Below are 21,225 nucleotides of genomic sequence, written 5' to 3' on the forward strand. Positions count from 1 at the left end.
GTAATTTTGGTCGGAAAATCTAGTATGCTAGATAAATAATGGCATAAAGGTCAGTCATGCTGACTTTTATTGAAAATGGGCTGCGTATAAAAGGCTGACGACCGCCTTATCGCAAGGATTGCCCAGCCATGGCCACGCAACGCATGCTTAAATTTGTCAACACCCGCCGCGAGATGCCTGAAAAGCGTCTGGCCGATGCCCGCGCGCAGGATTTTGACGAGATTTACCGCGAATTTGCCGAGGCCAAGGCCGCCGAGCAGGCAGGCCGCTGCAGCCAGTGCGGTGTGCCTTATTGCCAATCGCACTGCCCGCTGCACAACAACATCCCGGACTGGTTGCGGATGACGGCGGAGGGCCGTCTGGAAGAGGCATATGCCATCAGCCAAGCCACCAATACCTTCCCCGAGATCTGTGGCCGTATCTGCCCGCAGGACCGCCTGTGCGAAGGAAACTGCGTGATCGAGAAATCGGGCCACGGCACTGTAACCATCGGCGCGGTGGAGAAATACATCACCGACACCGCGTGGGAGCGGGGCTGGGTCGTTCCCGGCACCCCCATTTCCGAACGTGCTGAATCCGTTGGCATCATCGGCGGTGGGCCGGGCGGACTTGCGGCGGCGGATGTGCTGCGTCGTCAGGGTATCCAGGTCACCGTCTATGATCGTCATGATCGTGCGGGCGGCCTGCTGACCTACGGGATCCCCGGCTTCAAGCTGGAAAAGCATATCGTCATGCGTCGCGTAAAGCAGCTGGAAGAGGCCGGCGTGCAATTCGTGCTGAACTGCAATGTGGGCACCGATATCAGCTTTGACGCCATTCGCGGGCAGCATGATGCCGTTCTGATCGCGACGGGCGTCTACAAGGCGCGTGAGCTTACGGGGCCGGGTGCCGGAACGCCGGGTCTGGTGCCGGCGCTGGCCTATCTGACTGCCTCGAACCGGCAGAGCTTTGGCGATGATGTGCCGGAGTTCGACAGTGGAGAGCTGAACGCAGCAGGCAAGCGCGTCGTTGTCATCGGTGGCGGTGATACCGCGATGGACTGCGTGCGGACCGCGATCCGTCAGGGAGCCACGTCGGTCAAATGTCTGTACCGTCGGGATCGGGCGAACATGCCCGGCAGCCAGCGCGAAACCCAGAATGCAGAAGAAGAAGGTGTGGAATTCGTGTGGCTGACCGCGCCGCGCGGGTTTACCGGCACCGATCATGTCGAGGGTGTGATGGTGCAGACCATGCGCCTCGGCCCGCCCGATGTATCCGGCCGTCAGGCCCCCGAGGTGATCGAGGGCGGGGATTACGTCGAGCCTGCCGATCTGGTCATCACCGCCCTAGGGTTCGAGCCCGAGGATCTGCCCGAGCAGTGGAATGCCGCCGATCTGGCCACCACCCGCTGGGGGACGGTCAAGGCCGATTTCCGGAGCCATGCCACCAATATCCCGGGTGTTTATGCCGTGGGTGATATCGTGCGCGGTGCCTCGCTGGTGGTATGGGCCATCCGGGATGGACGCGAGGCTGCGGCCTCGATCCTCGACTATCTGGTAGCGCCTGCGGCGGTGGCTGCGGAATGATCCGACTGGCATGTATCATTGCCCTGCTGCCTGTGGCAGCAGCGGCAGGGTCCTTCCAGCCGCCGGCCGGCTGTACCACCAAGATGACGGTGCAGTACAAGCAGTGCCGCGTTTCCAACTACTATGTCTGTACCCAGGATGCGCCGGGGGACATGTGGCGTTCGGATTCGGACCAGCAAGGCCCGTTCTTTCTATCGCGCACCAATTCCGAAGGGGAGTGGATGGAAAGCTATGACGGCAATGACAGCGGGGCAGAGCGGCTGGATCAGGTGAATGACGCAGGCTCCATCAGCAATCTGATGGCGACCGGAACCGACAGTTATGATTTCTGGCAGCGTCGCAGCAATGGCAGCCGTACCCACACTGTCGGGCGGGATAGCCTGACCGGCCAGACCGAGGTCATTGACGGACAGTCCCTGGCGCAGACCAAATACCGCCTGACCGAAACCGACGAGGCTGGCAACATCCTGCGCGAATCCCGCGGGAACGAGTTCATCAGCCAAGAACTCGGCACGTTCTTTTCCGGCTCTTCGGAGCATCGGTTCAACGAAGGGGAATGGGTGGCCTCGAATGACCGCCCGATGTCCTTTGCGTTTCCCGGAGAGGACGGGTTCGAGGCAGGCCAGCCTATTTTTGATTGCGACGAGGTCCTTTCGGGCCTGCCGACCGGGGGATCGCACGGATGATTGCCAGAATGAACCGAACATCCAGACTGCAAACCGCTAACGACCAATATTTCGCCCGCAAGGCCGCCAACCGCAAGGAGAGCTGAGATGACCATCTATGATGACGCCTGGGTGAAGGCCGAAGAAGCCAAACGTGCGTATATGGCCGAACACGGCATGTTCCGCATGGATGACGAGAAATCCTCCTGCGGGGTTGGCCTTGTCGTGGCGATGGACGGCCAGCCGCAACGCCGTGTCGTGCAAGCCGGGATCGATGCGCTGAAGGCGATCTGGCACCGCGGTGCCGTGGATGCCGACGGCAAGACAGGTGATGGCGCGGGTATCCACGTCCAGATCCCGGTCCCCTTCTTCTATGACCAGGTTCGCCGGACGGGCCATGAGCCGGACACGTCCAAGCAGATTGCCGTTGGCCAGATCTTTCTGCCGCGCACCGATTTTGCGGCGCAGGAACGCTGCCGTACGATCGTGGAGTCCGAAGTTCTGCGGATGGGTCACTACATCTATGGCTGGCGCCATGTGCCCGTCGATGTGTCGGTCATGGGCGACAAGGCAAATGCGACCCGCCCCGAGATTGAACAGATCCTGATCCGCTGCGACAAGGATATCGATGAGGAACAGTTCGAGCGTGAGCTGTACATCATCCGTCGCCGGATCGAAAAGGCGGCGCTCGAGGCGAACATCACCAGCCTGTACCTGTGCTCGCTGTCCTGCCGGTCGATCATCTACAAGGGCATGATGCTGGCCGAACAGGTTGCGGTCTTCTACCCCGACCTGATGGACGAGCGTTTTGAAAGCGCATTCGCCATCTATCACCAGCGCTATTCGACCAATACCTTCCCGCAATGGGCGCTGGCCCAACCCTTCCGCATGCTGGCCCACAACGGTGAGATCAATACGCTGAAGGGCAACGTCAACTGGATGAAAAGCCATGAGATCCGGATGTCGGCAACGACGTTCGGGGACGCGGCCGGCGATATCAAACCGATCATTCCGGCGGGGATCTCGGATTCCGGTGCGCTGGATGCCGTGTTCGAGGTACTGGTGCGCGGCGGGCGCAGCGCGCCCATGACCAAGACGATGCTGGTGCCCGAGGCATGGTCGAAACAGACCGGAGAAATGCCCAAGGCATGGGCCGACATGTATGCCTATTGCAACGCCGTGATGGAGCCGTGGGACGGCCCCGCCGCACTGGCGATGACGGATGGCCGCTGGGTCTGTGGCGGTCTGGACCGGAACGGCCTGCGTCCGATGCGCTATGTCGTGACAGGGGACGGGCTGCTGATTGCCGGGTCTGAGGCGGGCATGGTTTCGGTCGATGAGGCGCAGATCCGTGAAAAAGGCGCGCTGGGGCCGGGTCAGATGATCGCGGTGGATATGCTGGAAGGCAAACTCTATCACGATACCGAGCTGAAGGATAAGCTGGCCGCCGAACGTCCGTTCGGCGACTGGATCGAGCGTGTCGTGGATCTGAACGTGCTGCTGCGCGATGTGCCCGAGGCGACGCGCTTTCAGGGGGCAGAGCTGCGCCAGCGCCAGATGGCCGCCGGATATTCGCTGGAAGAGCTGGAGCAGGTTCTGGCGCCGATGGCCGAGGACGGCAAGGAAATGATCGCCTCGATGGGCGATGATACCCCCGCGGCCGTTCTGTCGTCCGTCTATCGCCCGCTGTCGCATTTCTTCCGTCAGGCGTTCAGCCAGGTGACCAACCCGCCCATCGACAGCCTTCGCGAAGCGCGGGTGATGAGCCTCAAGACCCGTTTCGGGAACCTGAAGAACGTGCTGGACGAGAATTCGGGCCAGACCGAAATTCTGGTTCTGGAAAGCCCGTTCATCGCCAACTCCGAATTCGATGTGATGCTGGGGCAGTTCGGCGATCAGGTTGCCCAGATCGACTGTACGTTCCCGGTGGGCAGCGACATGACCGAAGCCCTGACGCGCATTCGCGCCGAGGCCGAGGATGCTGTGCGTTCGGGGGCAAGCCACATCGTGCTGACCGATGAACCGCAAAGCGAGACCCGGCTGCCCTTGCCGATGATCCTTGCGACCAGCGCCGTGCATTCGTGGCTGACGCGCAAGGGACTGCGGACCTTCTGTTCGGTGAACGTGCGTTCGGCGGAATGTATCGATCCGCATTATTTCGCGGTATTGATCGGCTGTGGTGCCACGACGGTGAACCCCTATCTGGCGCAGGACAGCATTGCCGACCGGATCGAGCGGGGGCTGATTGACGGCACGCTGACCGATGCGATGCGTCGTTATCGCGATGCCATCAATGCGGGCCTGCTGAAGATCATGGCGAAGATGGGCATTTCGGTCATCTCCTCCTATCGTGGTGGTCTGAATTTCGAAGCGGTGGGGCTGAGCCGCGCCATGGTTGCGGAATATTTCCCCGGCATGCACAGCCGCATCTCCGGCATCGGTCTGCACGGCCTTCAGCGCAAGGTCGAAGAGGTGCATGCCCGTGGCTGGCTGGGCCGGATGGACGTGTTGCCGATCGGCGGTTTCTACAAGGCGCGCCGCTCGGGCGAAAAGCACGCATGGGAAGCGCAGACGATGCACATGCTGCAGGCCGCCTGCGACCGTGCCAGCTATGACATCTGGAAGCAGTATTCGGCGGCCTTGCGTGCCAATCCGCCGATCCACCTGCGCGACCTGCTGGACATCAAGCCTCTGGGCAAACCGGTCCCGATCGAGGAGGTGGAAAGCATCACCTCCATCCGCAAGCGTTTCGTGACGCCCGGTATGTCGCTCGGGGCCTTGGGGCCGGAAGCACATAAGACGCTGAACATCGCGATGAACCGGATCGGTGCCAAATCCGATTCCGGCGAGGGCGGCGAACTGCCGGAGCATTTCGTTCCGGATGAAAATGGCGACAACCCGTCGGCCAAGATCAAGCAGGTGGCGTCGGGTCGTTTCGGCGTGACGGCGGAATACTTGAATGCCTGCGAAGAGCTGGAGATCAAGGTTGCCCAGGGGGCCAAACCGGGTGAAGGTGGCCAGCTTCCGGGCATGAAGGTGACCGAGCTGATCGCGCGTCTGCGCCACGCCACGAAAGGCGTGACGCTGATCTCGCCCCCGCCGCACCACGATATCTACAGCATCGAGGATCTGGCCCAGCTGATCTACGATCTGAAGCAGATCAACCCGCGTGCCAAGGTTACGGTAAAGCTGGTATCCTCTTCGGGTGTGGGGACGATTGCGGCCGGTGTGGCCAAGGCGAAGGCCGATATCATCCTGATTTCGGGGCATAACGGTGGAACGGGTGCATCGCCCGGCACGTCGATCAAATATGCGGGTCTGCCATGGGAGATGGGCCTGACCGAGGCGCATCAGGTTCTGTCGATGAACAACCTGCGCGAGCGTGTGACCCTGCGCACCGACGGCGGCCTGAAAACCGGCCGTGATGTGGTGATGGCTGCAATGATGGGGGCCGAGGAGTACGGGATCGGTACCGCTGCCCTGATCGCGATGGGTTGCATCATGGTACGCCAGTGCCAGTCGAACACCTGCCCGGTGGGCGTCTGTACACAGGATGAGGCGCTGCGGAAGAAGTTCACGGGGACGGCGGACAAGGTCGTCAACCTGATCACCTTCTACGCGCAGGAGGTTCGGGAAATCCTGGCTTCCATCGGCGCCCGTTCGATGGACGAGGTGATTGGCCGCGCGGATCTGCTGTCGCAGGTCAGCCGTGGTTCGGCGCATCTTGACGATCTGGACCTGAATCCGCTGCTGATCACCGTGGATGGGGCCAGCCGGATCACCTACGACCGGTCCAAGCCGCGCAACCACGTGATGGATACGCTGGATGCCGATGTGATCAAGGACGGGGCCCGCTTCTTCGAGGAAGGGGAGAAGATGCAGCTCTCCTACGCGGTGCGGAATACGTTGCGGACCATCGGTACGCGTGCGTCCAGCCACATCGTGAAGAAGTTCGGGATGCGGAACGCCTTGCAGGCGGACCATCTGTCGCTGAAGCTTTCGGGCAATGCCGGCCAGTCCCTCGGGGCCTTTGCCGTGCGCGGTCTGAAGATCGAGGTGCAGGGCGATGCCAACGATTATGTCGGCAAGGGCCTGTCGGGGGGCACGATCGTGGTGCGTCCGCAGATGGGAAGCCCGCTTGTTGCGGCGGACAACACGATCATCGGGAATACCGTCCTGTACGGTGCAACCGATGGGTATCTGTTTGCAGCAGGTCGTGCAGGTGAACGCTTTGCCGTTCGCAATTCGGGCGCCAAGGTGGTGATCGAGGGCTGTGGCACCAATGGTTGCGAATATATGACCGGCGGTGTCGCGGTGATCCTGGGTTCGATCGGGGCAAACTTCGGGGCGGGGATGACGGGCGGGATGGCCTATCTCTACGATCCGGACGGCGTGGCCGAGGATATGATGAACCTCGAGACGCTGGTGACCTGCGCCGTGACCCACCCGCATTGGGAGGCACAGCTGCGGGATCTGATCGAACGCCATGCAAAGGAAACGGGCAGCCAGAAGGCCCTCCGGATCCTGCGCCATTGGGAGGAAGAGCGTTCGAACTTCCTTCAGGCTTGTCCGATCGAGATGCTGAGCCATCTGCCGCATCCGCTTTCGGATGAGGCCCAGGCCGTACCTGCCGAATGATCCCGAAAGGCCCGCCATCAGGCGGGCCTTTTTCGTTGACCATCACATCCGCTTCGTGGCTAAAGGGCGAATGGCAACATCCAAGCGTTCCAAATCAAAACCGGCCCCCCGCAAGGGGCCATTTCGTGCGGCAACGGCGTGGTTGCGTCGTGGCGGATTGAAGCGGATATCCCTGCTGGTTCTGGCCGGGGTTCTGGCTTTTGTTCTGCTGTTCCGTTTTGTTGCCCCGCCGACGACTCCCTATATCCTTGCCGAAAGCCGGCGGTTGGGCGGGGTGGACCGGACATGGGTGTCAATGGATCGGATTGCCCCCGTGATGGCACGATCAGCCGTTGCGGCCGAAGATGCGAACTTTTGCCGCCACTGGGGGTTCGACATGGCTGCGATCCGTAGCGCCATCGGCGCGGGATCGTCGCGCGGGGCCTCGACCATCAGCCAGCAGGTGGTCAAGAACGTATACCTCTGGCAGGGCCGTAGCTGGCCGCGCAAAGCGCTGGAGGCCATTCTGACACCAATGATAGAGCTGACATGGTCCAAGCGGCGCATTCTGGAAATATACCTGAATGTGGCCGAATTCGACGAGGGCGTCTTTGGCGTGGAGGCTGCCGCGCGGCATTATTTCCGCGTGTCGGCGGCAGATCTGTCGGCCACGCAGGCGGCCCGGCTGGCCGCAGTGCTGCCCAACCCCAAGGGGCGCGATGCCGCCCATCCCACGCCATTCGTGCAGCAACGCGCCAATGCGGCGCAATCGGGGGCGGCAACGATCCGCGCAGACGGCCGGGATGCCTGCTTTCGCGGCTGAGCGGCTTGCAAAACAAGGCGTGCGGGTTCATTCAGAGGGGCACTCTGAACCGCCCTTGGGACATATTATCAATGAACCGCCTCTATCATTTCTCGCTCTCTCCGTTCTGCCGCAAGGTTCGCCTGACACTGGCCGAAAAAAAGGTCGAGGTGGAACTGGTCGAAGAGCGCTATTGGGAGCAAAGCCCCGAATTCCTGCGTCGCAATCCGGCAGGCAAGGTGCCGATCCTGCGCATCGACGGACGGATCATGACCGAAAGTCAGGCGATCTGCGAATGGCTGGAGGAAACGATTCCGCGGCCCGCGTTGATGCCCGCCGACCCGATGCAGCGCTATGAAGTGCGCCGGCTGTGCATGTGGTTCGACGACAAGTTCTATCACGAGGTGACATCGAAGCTGGTGTTCGAGCGGGTGAAGATCCGCGGGCAGGGGTATCCCGACAGCAAGGCGATCAAGTCGGGCTCCAGCCGGATCAAATATCACCTGGATTATATGGCGTGGCTGCTGGACCAGCGCAGCTGGCTGGCCGGAGACGAGATGACGCTGGCCGATTTTGCGGCGGCGGCTCATCTGTCATCGCTGGATTATGTGTCCGATGTTGATTGGAACCGGCATGCCGTGGTCAAGGACTGGTATGCCAAGATCAAGTCGCGTCCGGCGTTCCGTACCATTCTGGCGGATCAGGTGCCCGGACATGCACCGGCGCATCACTACGCCGATCTGGATTTCTGAGGAAACGGGGGGCGCAGGGCCCCCCACCGCTATCAGGCGCGAACCAGCGCCTCATAGGTCTTGGTGATGTCGCGGGTCAGCTGGCCAACCTCGAAATTGTAGTCACCGATCTGGCTGACGGGGGTGCATTCCGCCGCGGTGCCGGTCAGCCAGCATTCTTCGAAGCCTTCCAGTTCGTTTGCCTCGATATGGCGTTCATGCACGGTGATGCCGCGCTCTTTCAGGATCTGGATGACCGTCTGGCGCGTCAGACCGTTCAGGAAGCAGTCGGCTTTTGGCGTATGCACTTCGCCGTCCTTGACGAAGAACATGTTCGCGCCGGTCGCCTCTGCGACGTACCCGCGGTAATCGAACATCATCGCGTCGGAGAAGCCCTTGGCCTCTGCCTCATGCTTGGACATGGTGCAGATCATGTACAGGCCGGCTGCCTTCGCCTGGCTCGGGATCGTTTCAGGTGACGGGCGTTTCCATTTGGAGATACCCAGCTTTGCGCCCTTCATCTTGGCATCGCCGTAGTAGGCGCCCCATTCCCAACCGGCGATGACCATCTGGACTTTGTTGCGCGCGGCAGAGACACCCATGTCGGCCCCTGCGCCACGGAAGGCAACGGCGCGCACATAGGCGTCGGTCCAGCCGTTCGCCTTCAGCATCGCCGTTTTCGCCTCTTCGATCTGGTCGACGGTATAGGGGATGGGCATGTCCAGCAGCTCGCCCGATTTCAGCAGGCGGGCGGAATGCTCGCGGCTTTTGAAGATCTTGCCGTTATAGCAACGCTCCCCCTCGAACACCGAAGATGCGTAGTGCAGGGCGTGCGTCAGGACGTGTACTTTTGCATCACGCCAGTCCACCAGCGTGCCATCCATCCAGATCTTGCCATCGCGGTCATCATAGGTAGCAATCATGCTCATCACCTTCGTTTCGTAAAATCTGCCGTTGGGGACACAAAGTTGCGTCAAACATGGCATCTCGCTAATGCTCTGCTCTTGGAATGTCAACGTCTCTGACGTAAAACGTGAAGAGGGAACAGGGAGGACATGAATGCCCCAAGGCGCACAAAGCGGCGAGCAGCTTCTGTTTCTGACAGACGAGCAGCTTCGAAAGGGAATCGAGGCGATGTTTTTCGCCTATCGCGGCTTTACCGCCGATCCCGACCGGATACTGGAGGAGATGGGATACGGCCGCGCGCATCACCGGGCGCTGCATTTTATCCACCGTTCCCCCGGCACCACGGTCACCAATCTTCTGGCGATATTGGGTGTGACCAAGCAAAGCCTGAACCGTGTATTGCGCATGCTGCTGGAAGAAGGACTTGTCGAAGCGCGCGTGGGGCGCAAGGATAGACGCGAAAGGCATTTGCATCTGACGGCCGAGGGGGAAGCATTGGAGCGTGAATTGTCGGACGCGCAGCGTGCGCGGATGCGTGCGGCCTATCGCGCCGCAGGCCCAGGGGCGGTTCAGGGTTTCCGGCAGGTGCTGGAAGCGATGATGGACCCCGAATTGCGCAGACAGTATCATAGCCTGAAGGAGACGGGATCATGAACGACACGCCGCACCTTCTGGTGGTTGATGACGACGAACGCATCCGCGGACTTCTGCAGAAGTTCCTGGTCCGCAGCGGTTTTCTGGTGTCCGTGGCCCGGGATGCAGCCCAGGCACGGCGGCTTCTGGCGGGCCTCGATTTCGATATGCTGGTGCTGGATGTGATGATGCCGGGCGAGGATGGCGTATCGCTGACCCGCGCCTTGCGGGCCCATATGACAACGCCCATTCTTCTGCTGACGGCACGGGGGGAAACCCAGAGCAGGATCGAAGGCCTTGAGGCCGGAGCGGATGACTATCTTGCCAAGCCGTTCGAGCCGAAAGAGCTGCTGCTGCGCATCAATGCGATCCTGCGCCGTGTTCCCAATGCACGGCCGGAGGCTGGTCCCAAGGTTCTGCATCTTGGCGATGTCCGCTACGATATGGAACGGGGCGAATTGTGGCGTGGCACCGATCCCGTCCGCCTGACTTCCACCGAATCGGCGCTGATGCGGATATTCTCGGCCTCGGCGCACGAACCGATCAGCCGTGAGCGTCTGGTGGGTGACCTTGCAGGGGAAGAGGGCGTGGAAACGCAGGAACGGGCCGTGGATGTGCAGATCACCCGCCTTCGTCGCAAGATCGAGGTGGATCCCCGCCAGCCCCGCTATTTGCAGACGGTTCGCGGCTCCGGCTATATGCTGGCGCCGGACTGATCTGGCATCAGGCCCCGAAGGCCGTTATGGTTGTCGAAACGCCCAAAGGGGGAAAGCCCGCATGACCCAGCCGATCGCCGAGATGAGCTTTGAAGAGGCCATGGCCGAACTTGAACGCGTCGTGGCCGCTTTGGAAAAGGGTGATGTGCCGCTGGAACAGTCTATCGCGCTGTACGAACGGGGCGCGGCGCTCAAGGCTCATTGCGCGCAAAAGCTGAAAGACGCCGAGGAAAAGGTGGAACTGATCCGCGCCCAGGAAGGACGCGCCACGGCCACCACACCTGCGGAGGGGCTGTGAGGTTCGATCAGCGGCTGGCCGAGGCCGCCCGGGATACCGAAGCCCATCTGATGCAGGCGCTGGCTAGCCATGATGATGTGCCGGTGGTGCATGCCATGCGCTATGCCCTGCGAGGCGGTAAACGGCTGCGGGCGTTTCTGGTGATTGAATCCGCGCGCCTGCACGGGGTTGCGGATCGTGCATTGCCTGTAGCAGCCTCCGTGGAGGCGCTTCATGCCTACAGCCTTGTGCATGATGACCTGCCCGCAATGGATGACGATGATCTGCGGCGCGGCCAGCCAACCCTTCATATCAAATGGGATGAGGCGACTGCCATTCTGGCGGGCGATGCCCTGCAGACCCTTGCGTTCGAATGTCTGACGGACACGCGTATCGGTGCGGCAGACTGCCGCATCACCTTGGCGGCAGGACTGGCGAAGGCCTCGGGGGCACAGGGGATGGTGCTGGGGCAGGCGCTGGATATTGCAGCCGAAACCGCGACAGCACCATTGACGCTTGAACAGATTACGCGGCTGCAGGCAGGCAAGACCGGCGCGCTGATCGGCTTTTCCGCGCAGGCGGGGGCCATGATCGCCGGGGCGGATACCGCACCGCTTGCGGCATATGCCGATGCGCTGGGCCTTGCCTTCCAGATTGCGGACGACATCTTGGATGTCGAAGGCGATGCGACCAAGGCGGGCAAGCGGCTGATGAAGGATGCCGAGGCGGGCAAGGCCACGTTCGTCTCGCTTCTGGGGTTGGATGCGGCCCGTGCGAAAGCCCGCGATCTGGTGGCCGAGGCAGAGGCCGCACTGGATCCCTATGGTTCTGCTGCCGAAACATTGTGCGAGGCCGCGCGCTTCGTCATCACGCGTGAAAGTTGAATAGGCAGGCATGACCGACCGACCCATTACCCCGATCCTTGACCGGGTGAAGATTCCCGCGGATATGAAGCGCCTGACCGACCGCGAATTGCGGCAATTGGCCGATGATGTGCGGGCAGAGACGATCTCGGCCGTTTCCGTGACAGGCGGGCATCTGGGGGCGGGGCTTGGTGTGGTCGAGCTGACCGTGGCCCTGCATGCGGTTTTCGACACGCCCAAGGACAAGCTTGTCTGGGATGTCGGTCATCAATGCTATCCCCACAAGATCCTGACCGGGCGCCGCGACCGTATCCGCACCCTGCGCACCGAGGGCGGCCTCTCCGGCTTTACCAAGCGCAGCGAGAGTGAATACGATCCGTTCGGCGCGGCCCATAGCTCCACCTCCATCAGCGCATCGCTCGGGTTTGCGGCGGCACGTGATCTGGGGGGGCAGCCGGGCGATGCGATCGCCGTGATCGGAGATGGCTCCATGAGCGCGGGCATGGCGTTCGAGGCCATGAACAACGCGGGGCATCTGGATAAGCGGCTGTTCGTGATCCTCAACGATAACGAGATGTCCATCGCACCGCCCGTCGGTGCCCTGTCTGCCTATCTGAGCCGTCTGTACGGGAACGCGAGTTTCCATGAACTGAAGGCGGCGGCCAAGGGCGCCGTCGGCCTGTTGCCCGGTCCGTTCCAGGAAGGGGCGCGCCGTGCCAAGGAAATGCTGAAGGGTATGGCCTTTGGCGGCACGCTGTTCGAGGAGCTGGGCTTTTCCTATATCGGGCCGGTGGACGGCCATGATCTTGATGCTTTGCTGCCGGTTCTGCGCACGGTGAAGGCCAAGGCCACGGGGCCGGTTCTGATCCATGTCATCACGAAAAAAGGCAAGGGATACGCCCCTGCCGAAGCGGCATCGGACAAAGGCCACGCCACGGCCAAATTCGATGTCGAAACCGGCGTGCAGGCCAAGACAAAATCGAACCTGCCCAGCTATACCAAGGTATTTGCCGAGGCGCTTGTGTCCGAAGCCGAGCGCGATTCACGGATCGTTGCGGTGACGGCTGCAATGCCCGACGGGACGGGGCTGAACCTGATGGCCGGCCGCTTTCCCGAACGGTGCTTTGACGTGGGAATTGCCGAGCAGCACGCGGTGACCTTTGCCGCCGGCATGGCAGCAGGGGGGCTGAAGCCGTTCTGCGCGATCTATTCCACATTCCTGCAGCGTGGATACGACCAGGTGGTGCATGATGTGGCCATTCAGGGGCTGCCCGTGCGCTTTGCCATTGATCGCGCGGGTCTGGTGGGGGCCGATGGGGCCACCCACGCCGGTTCGTTCGATGTAGGCTTTCTGGCCAATCTGCCGGGCTTTGTGGTGATGGCCGCTGCGGATGAGGCGGAGCTGGTGCATATGGTGGCGACGGCTGCCGCGCATGATGACGGCCCGATCGCATTCCGGTACCCCCGGGGTGAAGGAACCGGTGCGCCGTTGCCGTTGCAGGGCACGCCACTGGAAATCGGCAAGGGGCGCGTTCTGCGTGAAGGCAAGCGGGTCGCCCTTCTGTCCTTTGGCACCCGCCTGTTCGAAACGGAAAAGGCGGCCGAGGCTCTTGAGGCGCAGGACATCAGCACAACTGTGGCCGACGCGCGCTTTGCCAAACCGCTGGATCGGGATCTGATCCTGCGGCTTGCCAGAACCCATGAGGCGCTGATCACCATCGAGGAAGGGGCCATTGGTGGTTTTGGCAGCCATGTGGCGCAGCTTCTGGCGGATGAAGGTGTTTTCGATCACGGACTTCGGTTCAGGTCGATGGTGCTGCCCGATACCTTTATCGATCAGGCCAGCCCCGCTGCGATGTACCATATTGCCGGCCTTGATGCGCGGCAGATCGAAGCAAAGGCGCTTGAGGCGCTCGGTATTTCAACCCTCTGAAATATATCGGCTCTGACCCCCTCTTGCTGTCTGCGGGCAGAGAGGGGGTTGGATTGCCGCTTTGCACGCACTATTGCCCAAGAGGCCAGAATATTCGGAGCGGACGCATGACCGACACGACAATCGACGCACGGCCCGATGTTCGTCCGGGTGTCGTCCATCTGGCGCTTGCCCTCGGCGGGTTCGCAATCGGTACATCCGAATTCGCGGCAATGGCGCTGATCCCCTATATCTCTCCGGCGTTGCAGATATCGCAGGCCACGGCCAGCCATCTGATTTCGGCCTATGCCCTGGGCGTAGTGGTGGGGGCGCCGCTGCTGGCGGTGCTGGGCGCGCGTTTGCCGCGGCGGACCCTGTTGATCCTGCTGATGGTCGTCTATGCGGTTGCCCATATCGCCTCGGCCTTTGCGCAGACCTACGGCGGCATGCTGGCGTTCCGTTTCCTGTCGGGCCTGCCGCATGGGGCCTATTTCGGCGTGGCATCCTTGATGGCGGCCAGCGTCGTGCCGCGTGCCCGCCGATCGCAGGCGGTGGCACGGGTCATGACAGGGCTGACGGTGGCGACGGTTCTGGGCGTGCCCTTTGCCAATATCCTTGGACAGACCGTGGGGTGGCGTTGGGGGTACGGTGTCGTGGCCCTGCTGGCATTGGCCTGCGTGACATTGCTGTACCTTTACGCTCCGCGGGATGAGGGGCGGCGATCCGCTTCGCCGTTGTCGGAACTTTCGGCGCTTGGCAACCGTCAGGTACTGCTGACCCTGCTGACGGGGGCTATCGGGTTCGGTGGGTTCTTTGCGGTCTACAGCTACGTCGCCTCTACCGTGATCGAGGTGACGCAGGCGGGTGAGGCCGCAGTGCCTGCGGTGCTGGCGATCTATGGTGTGGGGATGGTGCTGGGCACGATGATCATGGGCCGGATTGCGGATCTATGGCCGGTGGGATCCACCTTCGGGATCATGATCTATTCGGTGGCGCTGATGTTGATCTATCCTGTCGCCACGGCCCATCTGGGCACATTGATGCCGCTGGTCCTGCTGATCGGCATGTCGGGGGCGCTGTCCATTCCCTTGCAAAGCCGCCTGATGGATGTGGCGGGCGATGCGCAGACCATGGCGGCGGCCATGAACCATTCGGCCTTCAACGTCGCCAATGCGATCGGCCCCGCGCTGGCCGCAGTGGCCATCACGGCAGGTTACGGATTTCAATCCTCGGGGTATGTCGGGGCGGTGCTGTCATTCCTCGGGATCATCTGTTTTGCCGTGGCAGTCTGGGAGGCCAGAAGATCGGCCAGGCCTGCCCTGTAATCCGGAAAGGCAAGGGTAAGGCCAAGCGCCTTTATCCTGTCATTCCGCACACGCTTTGATTCCGCATAGAAGCTGCGCGCCATCGGTGACATTTCCGCCTGATCGAAGGATACCGCAGGCGGAACCGGCAGGTCAAGCAGCATAGCGGCATAGGCGATGACATCCTCGGGCGGGGCGGGGTCATCATCGCAGATGTTGTAGATGCCCGGTGCCGGATGGCGGATCGTCAGCTCCAGCGCCGAAGCGATATCCTCGACATGTACGCGGCTGAACACCTGACCCGGTTTTATGATCCGCCGCGCTGTGCCGGCGCGCACCTTTTCAAAAGGTCCGCGTCCCGGGCCATAAATTCCCGCCAGACGGAAGATATGCAGTGGATGGCCAAGCGCCGCCCATGCCTGTTCTGCCGCAATCCGCTGTTCGCCGCGTTTGGTGCTGGGGGTGCAGGGCGTGGTTTCATCCACCCATGCGCCATCATGGTCACCGTAAACCCCGGTGGTGGACAGATATCCCACCCATTCCACCGGCATCCGCGCCAGTTCGGCAGCATGTGTTGCCAAGAACGGATCCCCCCCGGCATCCGGCGCGGCAGAGGCCAGAAGATGCGTGACACCCACCGGAAGCGGTGCAGGCCAGACCAGACGCTCCACCCCGTCGGGCATCGGGCTGTCGGGGGTGCGGGTCGTGCCGATCACGCGCCAGCCCTGCGGGACAAGGCGACGGGATAATGCGGCGGCCGTATAGCCATGGCCAAGGACAAGAAGTGTAGGCATGGGGCAATCATTGGCCCAGCCAGCGGGCATAGGCAAGCGCATCGGAAGGTCTGGCCAAACCCGGATGTCACTACTAGGAATATCCTGTGAATGATCGGGGGCGGCCATGCTGCGCGAATTCTTCTCCTATTATCGTCCGTGGGTCTGGCTGTTCTGTCTGGATTTCGGGTGCGCGGTCCTGTCCGGTTTGCTGGAGCTGGCCTTCCCCCTGGCTGTGCGCGGGTTCATAGACCGGCTGTTGCCTGCGGGCGATCTGATGCTGACGGTGATGGCCGCCGCAGGATTGCTTCTGATCTATGTGGTCAATACCGGGCTCATGGCCGTGGTGACCTATTGGGGCCACATGCTGGGCATCAACATCGAAACGGAAATGCGCCGCCGCGCCTTCGAACATCTGCAGAAACTTTCGTTCCGCTATTACGACCGGCAGCGTACAGGCAAGCTGGTGGCCCGTGTCACCCGGGATCTGGAAGAGATTGGCGAGGTGGCGCACCACGGCCCCGAGGATCTGTTCATAGCCGTGATGACCTTTGTCGGGGCCTTCTTGCTGATGGCCTGGATCAACTTCGAACTTGCCATGGTCACCGCCGTGGTCGTGCCTGCGACGATGGCGATCGTGATCATTTTCGGCGGGCGGATGACACGGACGTGGCGCAACATCTATGCGCGCGTGGCCGATTTCAACGTCCGGCTGGAAGAGAACGTGGGCGGCATTCGCGTGGTCAAGGCCTTTGCCAACGAGGCCCATGAAAAACAGCTGTTCGAGGCGGACAACAGCGCCTATCGCCGCACGAAGCTGGCCGCCTACAAGGTGATGGCACAGTCGGTTTCCCTAAATTACATGGGAATGCGGGCGATACAGGTCATCGTGATGGTGGTGGGGGCGGCCTATGTCCTGTCGGGGGAATTGTCCGCAGGTGGCTTTGTCGGTTTCCTCTTGCTTGTTACCGTATTTTTCCGCCCCCTAGAAAAGATTGCCTCGGTGATAGAGCTCTACCCCCGTGGCATTGCCGGATTCCGGCGGTATCAGGAGCTGCTGGATATCGATCCCGAAATCAAGGACACGCCCGATGCGCGCCTTGCACCTGATCTGACGGGGGCGATGCGGTTCGAGGATGTGCGTTTCGGCTATGACGCCGGTCGCGAGATCCTGTCTGGCATCAACATCGAGGTGCGCGCGGGGGAAACGCTGGCCTTTGTCGGACCATCGGGGGCGGGCAAGACCTCGCTTCTGGCCCTTGTGCCACGGTTCTACGAACCCACGGGGGGGCGGATCACTCTGGACGGTATTCCGCTGGCGGATATGACGCTGGATAGCCTGCGGCGCCAGATCGGCATCGTCAGCCAGGACGTCTTTCTGTTTGGCGGCACGCTGCGGGACAACATCGCCTATGGCCGTCTGGATGCAACCGAAGAGGAGATCGTGGAGGCTGCCCATCGCGCGCAGCTGTCCCCCATGATCGCCGCCATGCCCGAAGGGCTTGATACGGTCGTCGGAGAGCGGGGCGTCATGCTGTCGGGCGGGCAAAAGCAGCGGGTCGCGATTGCACGCGCCTTTTTGAAGAACCCGCCGATCCTGATACTGGATGAAGCGACCTCGGCGCTGGACACCGAAACCGAGCGCGAGATTCAGGCCGCGCTTGATGCGCTGTCGGTCGGCCGGACCACGCTGATCATCGCGCACCGTCTGGCCACGATCCGCCATGCGGACCGCATCGTGGTCATGGAGGAGGGGCAGGTGACCGAAATCGGAACCCACGCCCAACTCGAGGCTTCGGGCGGGCGTTATGCGCGGCTGTCAGCGGCATGAGCCTGAGCTGCTTCAAAGCCTATGACATCCGGGGGCGCCTTGGCGTCGATCTGGATGAGGGCATCGCATATCGCATCGGGCGGGCTTTTGGTGCAGGGCGGGCGCGGGTGATCGTCGGATATGATGCGCGGCTGTCATCGCCCGCCCTTGCGGATGCGGTGGTGTCGGGTCTGATGGCTGCGGGGGTGGAGGTACTGGAACTGGGCCTTTCCGGCACCGAGGAGATGTATTGGGCCGTAACGCAGTTCGGCACTGACGGGGGCATCTGCGTAACCGCCTCGCATAACCCTGCCGATTACAACGGGATGAAGCTGGTCGATGCGGGATCTGCGCCCATTGCGGATCTGTCGGGGCTGCAGGTGATGGCCCTTTCCGGTTTTGGCCCCGCACAATCGGGATCGCGGCGCGGTATTGCTGCCGAGGCGCGGGCCGCATGGGCCGGACGTGTGCTGTCCTTCATCGACATGCAGGCTTTGCGTCCCCTGCGGGTGCTGGTGGATGCGGGCAATGGCGCGGCCGGCCCGGCGTTCGATGTATTGGCGAAGGGGCTGGAAAACACGCCCTTGCAGTTCATCCGGATACGGCACGAGCCTGACGGCCAGTTCCCGCATGGTATCCCCAATCCGCTGTTGCAGGAAAACCGCCCGTTCACCGCGCAGGCCGTCCGGGATGCCGGGGCCGATCTGGGGGTGGCGTGGGACGGGGATTTCGATCGCTGTTTCCTGTATGATGCCAACGGAAATTTCGTGGATGGTGAATATACCGTGGGGCTGCTGGCCGATGTATGCCTGCGCCGGGAACCGCAGGGCACGATCATTCATGATCCACGGGTTGTGTGGAATACGCAGGATGTCGTCGCGCGCGCCGGTGGTCATGCTGTGGCGGCCCGGACGGGCCATGCCTTCATGAAGCGGGCCATGCGCGACCATGATGCGGTATATGGCGGCGAGATGTCTGCCCACCATTATTTCCGTGACTTCGCCTTTTGCGATAGTGGCATGATCCCGTGGCTGATGGTGGTGGAACTGATGTCCCGCACCGGAATGCCTCTGGCCGATCTGGTAGCGCAACGCCGCGCGGCATTTCCGTCCTCGGGAGAGATCAATTTCCGTGTGGCCGACGTCACAGCCGCCGTGGACCGCGTGACCGCCGCCTATCAGGGGCAGCGGGATGATACGGATGGTCTGTCGATGGATATGGGAAGCTGGCGCTTCAACCTGAGGGCCTCCAATACCGAACCCCTGCTGCGGCTGAATGTGGAATCGCGGGGGGATGCCGCGCTGGTGGCGGCGCAGGTGGCGCGGATATCCGCCCTTGTTGCCGGCTGATTTGCGAAGCGCCATACCTCGCCCCATATATATCCCGATGGTCATATCGGAGAGAGCATGACGCATAGGGTAACGGTTGCTTCCTACAACATCCACAAAGGGGTGGGCACGGACAGGAAGCGTGATCTTCACCGGATTGCCGCGGTTATTGCCGAACTGGATGCCGATATCATCGCCCTGCAGGAGGCCGATATGCGCTTTGGCGATCGGCGCGGTCTGCTGGATCTGGAGGCCATGCAGTGCGATCTTGGGCTGCGCCGGATCGAGGTGCCGGGGTATGAGCTGTCCCACGGGTGGCATGGAAATGTTCTGCTGGTACGGGACAGTGTCGTGTCGGGTGAAGTGCATGCGATGGCCTTGCCGGGGCCGGAGCCGCGTGGTGCGGTGGTGGCTGATCTTGTGGTACGAGGGGTGCCGCTGCGGGCCATCGGCACCCATATGGCACTGCTGGGCGCGGCGCGGGTCCGGCAGGTGGCGGCGGTGCTGGACCGGATGGCCGCGATGGCCGATTGTCCGACAGTGCTGATGGGCGACACGAACGAATGGCGCAAGGGCGCGTGGACGCTCAAGGGGTTCCTGCCGCATTTCCCGCAAAGCCCGCTGACGCCCAGCTTTCCCTCCCGTTATCCGGTGCTGCCGTTGGATCGGGTCATGCTGAGCAGGGGAAGCATCCTGTCGTTTGCCGCGCACCGGTCGGAATTGTCACGGCGCGCGTCGGACCATCTGCCAGTCCGTGCCATGCTGGAACTGCCTGTATGATGATGGACGGGCTGACGCTTCTGCTGTGGACCTTTGGCACTGTGGTGGTGGTGGCTGCCGCGTCAATGCTGACCTACCGCTCCTATCGCCGGTGGGCACGGCGTGTGCGGGGGCCGGTGCAGAAGGCATTGCTCCGAAGCGGCCCGCCGACTGCGCTGGACGGGCTGGTGCCAGACGGCGATGCTGCAAGGCTTCTGACATTGCAGGACGGGCGTCATGCCTTTGCAGCGCGGCTGGAAACGGCGCGTCTTGCAGGGCGCAGCCTCGATCTGATGTATTATCTTTGGTATTCCGACCTGACCGGATGGCTGCTGATGGCGGAACTGGTCCGGGCGGCCGACAGGGGGGTCCGCGTGCGCCTGCTGCTGGACGATGTGAATGTCCAGGGGCTGGACCGCACGTTCCTGGCCCTGAACCAGCATCCGAATATCGACATCCGTCTGTTTAATCCTGTCCGCAGCCGCAGCCATGCGCTGCGCCGCATTGCCGAAACGCTTCTGGGTCTTGCCCGGTTCAACCGCCGAATGCATGGCAAGATGTGGATTGCCGATGGGGCCATGGCTATCATCGGGGGCCGCAATATCGGTGATACCTATTTCAATGCCATGGAGGCGGGGGGAACCCGTTCGCATGATCTGGATATGGCTGTGACCGGCCCGCCGGTGGCCGAGGCCGAAACGGTTTTCGATGCCTTCTGGAACCTCGGGCTGTCCCTGCCGATCGTCACGCTTTGGCCAAAGCTGCGCGTTTCGGATGAAAACTTCCGTCGCCGTCTTCGCCGTCGTGCAAGCAATGGTGCCGCCCGGAAATACTGTCGGAAAATGCCCCGGAAGGTACTTTCCGCCCCCTTTGCCAAGGGGGAGGTGGCGCTGGTCGCCGACCCTCCGCACAAGGTGTACGGTCATGATCCGGAGGCATGGCTGATCCACCGGCTGCCGACATTTCTGAACAGTGCAAGACGGCAGGTGCGGATCGTCACCCCTTATTTCGTGCCGGGCCAGGAGGGGCTTCGGGTTCTGACCGACCTTGCGCGCAGTGGCGTACAGGTTCAGGTCGTGACCAATGCGCTGTGTTCTACTGATAATCTGATCGTGTACGGGGCCTATGCCCGTTATCGTAGGGCCTTGCTGCGGGCGGGGGTGGAGCTGTTCGAATACGGGCCGGCCCCCGATGCGGGGCGGCGTGTGTTGCTGCATGAAAAACTGTTTCTGGTGGATGGCGAACGGGCGCTGGTCGGGTCGGTCAATTATGATCTGCGCTCTGCTTTCATGAATACCGAATTGGCCCTGTACATTGATGCGTCGGATACGGTGGCAGAGCTGATGGCGGATTTCGATACGCTGATTTCCCCGGTTGCGGCGTTCAGACTGGTGCCTCAGGGCCGCAAGCATGTGTTCGAGGTGCAGCGGGATGGCATGCCCGCCGTCATTGCGGCAGATCCCTATGCCGGAAAAATGCGGCGTTTGCGGTCATGGATTGTGGGGCATCTGCCCATCCAGTCATACCTGTAACGCCTGTATTCCACCGGCCATGAAAAAGGCGC

At 62.0% G+C, this 21,225-nt stretch carries 17 protein-coding genes; 15 read left to right on the plus strand and 2 right to left on the minus strand.

All coding sequences use genetic code 11. From position 1 onward, the window contains the following. The first annotated feature begins 128 nt into the window (after window positions 1-128). From TR36_RS01770 to TR36_RS01790, 5 genes are all read left to right on the plus strand, one after another. Window positions 129-1,565 carry an NAD(P)-dependent oxidoreductase gene (locus TR36_RS01770; protein WP_045388041.1) on the plus strand — a complete coding sequence of 479 codons (1,437 nt, stop codon included), beginning with the start codon at window positions 129-131 and terminating at the stop codon, window positions 1,563-1,565. Beyond that, window positions 1,562-2,251 (plus strand): hypothetical protein, encoded by a 690-nt coding sequence (locus tag TR36_RS01775; RefSeq protein ID WP_045388038.1) that lies wholly within the window; start codon window positions 1,562-1,564, stop codon window positions 2,249-2,251. The genes TR36_RS01770 and TR36_RS01775 overlap by 4 nt, the downstream gene beginning before the upstream one ends. An 87-nt stretch (window positions 2,252-2,338) precedes the next feature. Next, a complete protein-coding gene (gene gltB / locus TR36_RS01780; RefSeq protein ID WP_045388035.1) occupies window positions 2,339-6,868 on the plus strand; it encodes a glutamate synthase large subunit in 4,530 nt (1,509 codons plus the stop codon). A 70-nt stretch (window positions 6,869-6,938) separates the two neighbouring features. Further along, a complete protein-coding gene (gene mtgA, locus TR36_RS01785; protein WP_082714811.1) occupies window positions 6,939-7,670 on the plus strand; it encodes a monofunctional biosynthetic peptidoglycan transglycosylase in 732 nt (243 codons plus the stop codon). A 71-nt stretch (window positions 7,671-7,741) separates the two neighbouring features. Next, window positions 7,742-8,401 (plus strand): glutathione S-transferase family protein, encoded by a 660-nt coding sequence (locus tag TR36_RS01790; RefSeq protein WP_062762229.1) that lies wholly within the window; start codon window positions 7,742-7,744, stop codon window positions 8,399-8,401. A 32-nt stretch (window positions 8,402-8,433) separates the two neighbouring features. Here TR36_RS01790 and TR36_RS01795 read toward each other — a convergent pair whose 3' ends face one another. Then, the gene (locus tag TR36_RS01795) at window positions 8,434-9,303 is read right to left on the minus strand and encodes a branched-chain amino acid aminotransferase (RefSeq protein WP_045388029.1); all 870 of its coding nucleotides are present in this window, start codon (window positions 9,301-9,303) and stop codon (window positions 8,434-8,436) included. Between the two features lie 136 nt (window positions 9,304-9,439). On the opposite strand from TR36_RS01795, the gene TR36_RS01800 reads away from it, so the two are divergent. The 6 genes from TR36_RS01800 to TR36_RS01825 all read left to right on the plus strand — a co-directional run bounded on the left by TR36_RS01800 (window position 9,440) and on the right by TR36_RS01825 (window position 15,012). Further along, complete coding sequence (locus TR36_RS01800; protein ID WP_062762232.1) at window positions 9,440-9,940, plus strand: MarR family winged helix-turn-helix transcriptional regulator; 501 nt, start codon at window positions 9,440-9,442, stop codon at window positions 9,938-9,940. Then, a complete protein-coding gene (locus TR36_RS01805; protein WP_045388022.1) occupies window positions 9,937-10,635 on the plus strand; it encodes a response regulator in 699 nt (232 codons plus the stop codon). Before TR36_RS01800 ends, TR36_RS01805 begins: the two co-directional genes overlap by 4 nt. A 61-nt stretch (window positions 10,636-10,696) precedes the next feature. Next, window positions 10,697-10,933: an exodeoxyribonuclease VII small subunit gene (locus tag TR36_RS01810; protein ID WP_045388019.1), complete on the plus strand. Its 237-nt coding sequence runs from the start codon at window positions 10,697-10,699 to the stop codon at window positions 10,931-10,933. Beyond that, window positions 10,930-11,796, plus strand: coding sequence for a farnesyl diphosphate synthase (locus TR36_RS01815; protein ID WP_045388013.1), 867 nt, complete (start codon window positions 10,930-10,932; stop codon window positions 11,794-11,796). The genes TR36_RS01810 and TR36_RS01815 overlap by 4 nt, the downstream gene beginning before the upstream one ends. 10 nt (window positions 11,797-11,806) lie before the next feature. Then, window positions 11,807-13,708: a 1-deoxy-D-xylulose-5-phosphate synthase gene (dxs, locus tag TR36_RS01820; RefSeq protein WP_045388011.1), complete on the plus strand. Its 1,902-nt coding sequence runs from the start codon at window positions 11,807-11,809 to the stop codon at window positions 13,706-13,708. Window positions 13,709-13,815: 107 nt separating this feature from the next. Continuing rightward, a complete protein-coding gene (locus TR36_RS01825; protein WP_045388008.1) occupies window positions 13,816-15,012 on the plus strand; it encodes an MFS transporter in 1,197 nt (398 codons plus the stop codon). On the opposite strand, the gene TR36_RS01830 is transcribed toward TR36_RS01825, so the two are convergent. Then, window positions 14,910-15,785 (minus strand): SDR family oxidoreductase, encoded by an 876-nt coding sequence (locus TR36_RS01830; protein ID WP_067397888.1) that lies wholly within the window; start codon window positions 15,783-15,785, stop codon window positions 14,910-14,912. The two genes, TR36_RS01825 and TR36_RS01830, sit on opposite strands and share 103 nt — an antisense overlap. A 106-nt stretch (window positions 15,786-15,891) precedes the next feature. On the opposite strand from TR36_RS01830, the gene TR36_RS01835 reads away from it, so the two are divergent. Genes TR36_RS01835 through TR36_RS01850 form a run of 4 tightly spaced genes read left to right on the plus strand, consistent with a single transcriptional unit; the run spans window position 15,892 to window position 21,193 of the window. Continuing rightward, on the plus strand, window positions 15,892-17,595 hold the full coding sequence (locus tag TR36_RS01835; RefSeq protein WP_045388006.1) for an ABC transporter ATP-binding protein: 1,704 nt from the start codon (window positions 15,892-15,894) through the stop codon (window positions 17,593-17,595). After that, entirely contained in the window at window positions 17,592-18,923 is a 1,332-nt protein-coding gene (locus TR36_RS01840) for a phosphomannomutase/phosphoglucomutase (protein WP_045388003.1), read from the plus strand. Before TR36_RS01835 ends, TR36_RS01840 begins: the two co-directional genes overlap by 4 nt. A 57-nt stretch (window positions 18,924-18,980) precedes the next feature. Further along, window positions 18,981-19,682, plus strand: a complete 702-nt coding sequence (locus TR36_RS01845) for an endonuclease/exonuclease/phosphatase family protein (RefSeq protein ID WP_045388000.1) — start codon at window positions 18,981-18,983, stop codon at window positions 19,680-19,682. After that, the gene (locus TR36_RS01850) at window positions 19,679-21,193 is read left to right on the plus strand and encodes a phosphatidylserine/phosphatidylglycerophosphate/cardiolipin synthase family protein (RefSeq protein WP_062762235.1); all 1,515 of its coding nucleotides are present in this window, start codon (window positions 19,679-19,681) and stop codon (window positions 21,191-21,193) included. The genes TR36_RS01845 and TR36_RS01850 overlap by 4 nt, the downstream gene beginning before the upstream one ends. Window positions 21,194-21,225: the final 32 nt, after the last annotated feature.

Source organism: Falsirhodobacter sp. alg1 (assembly GCF_000739715.2).
Classification (GTDB): Bacteria; Pseudomonadota; Alphaproteobacteria; order Rhodobacterales; family Rhodobacteraceae; genus Falsirhodobacter.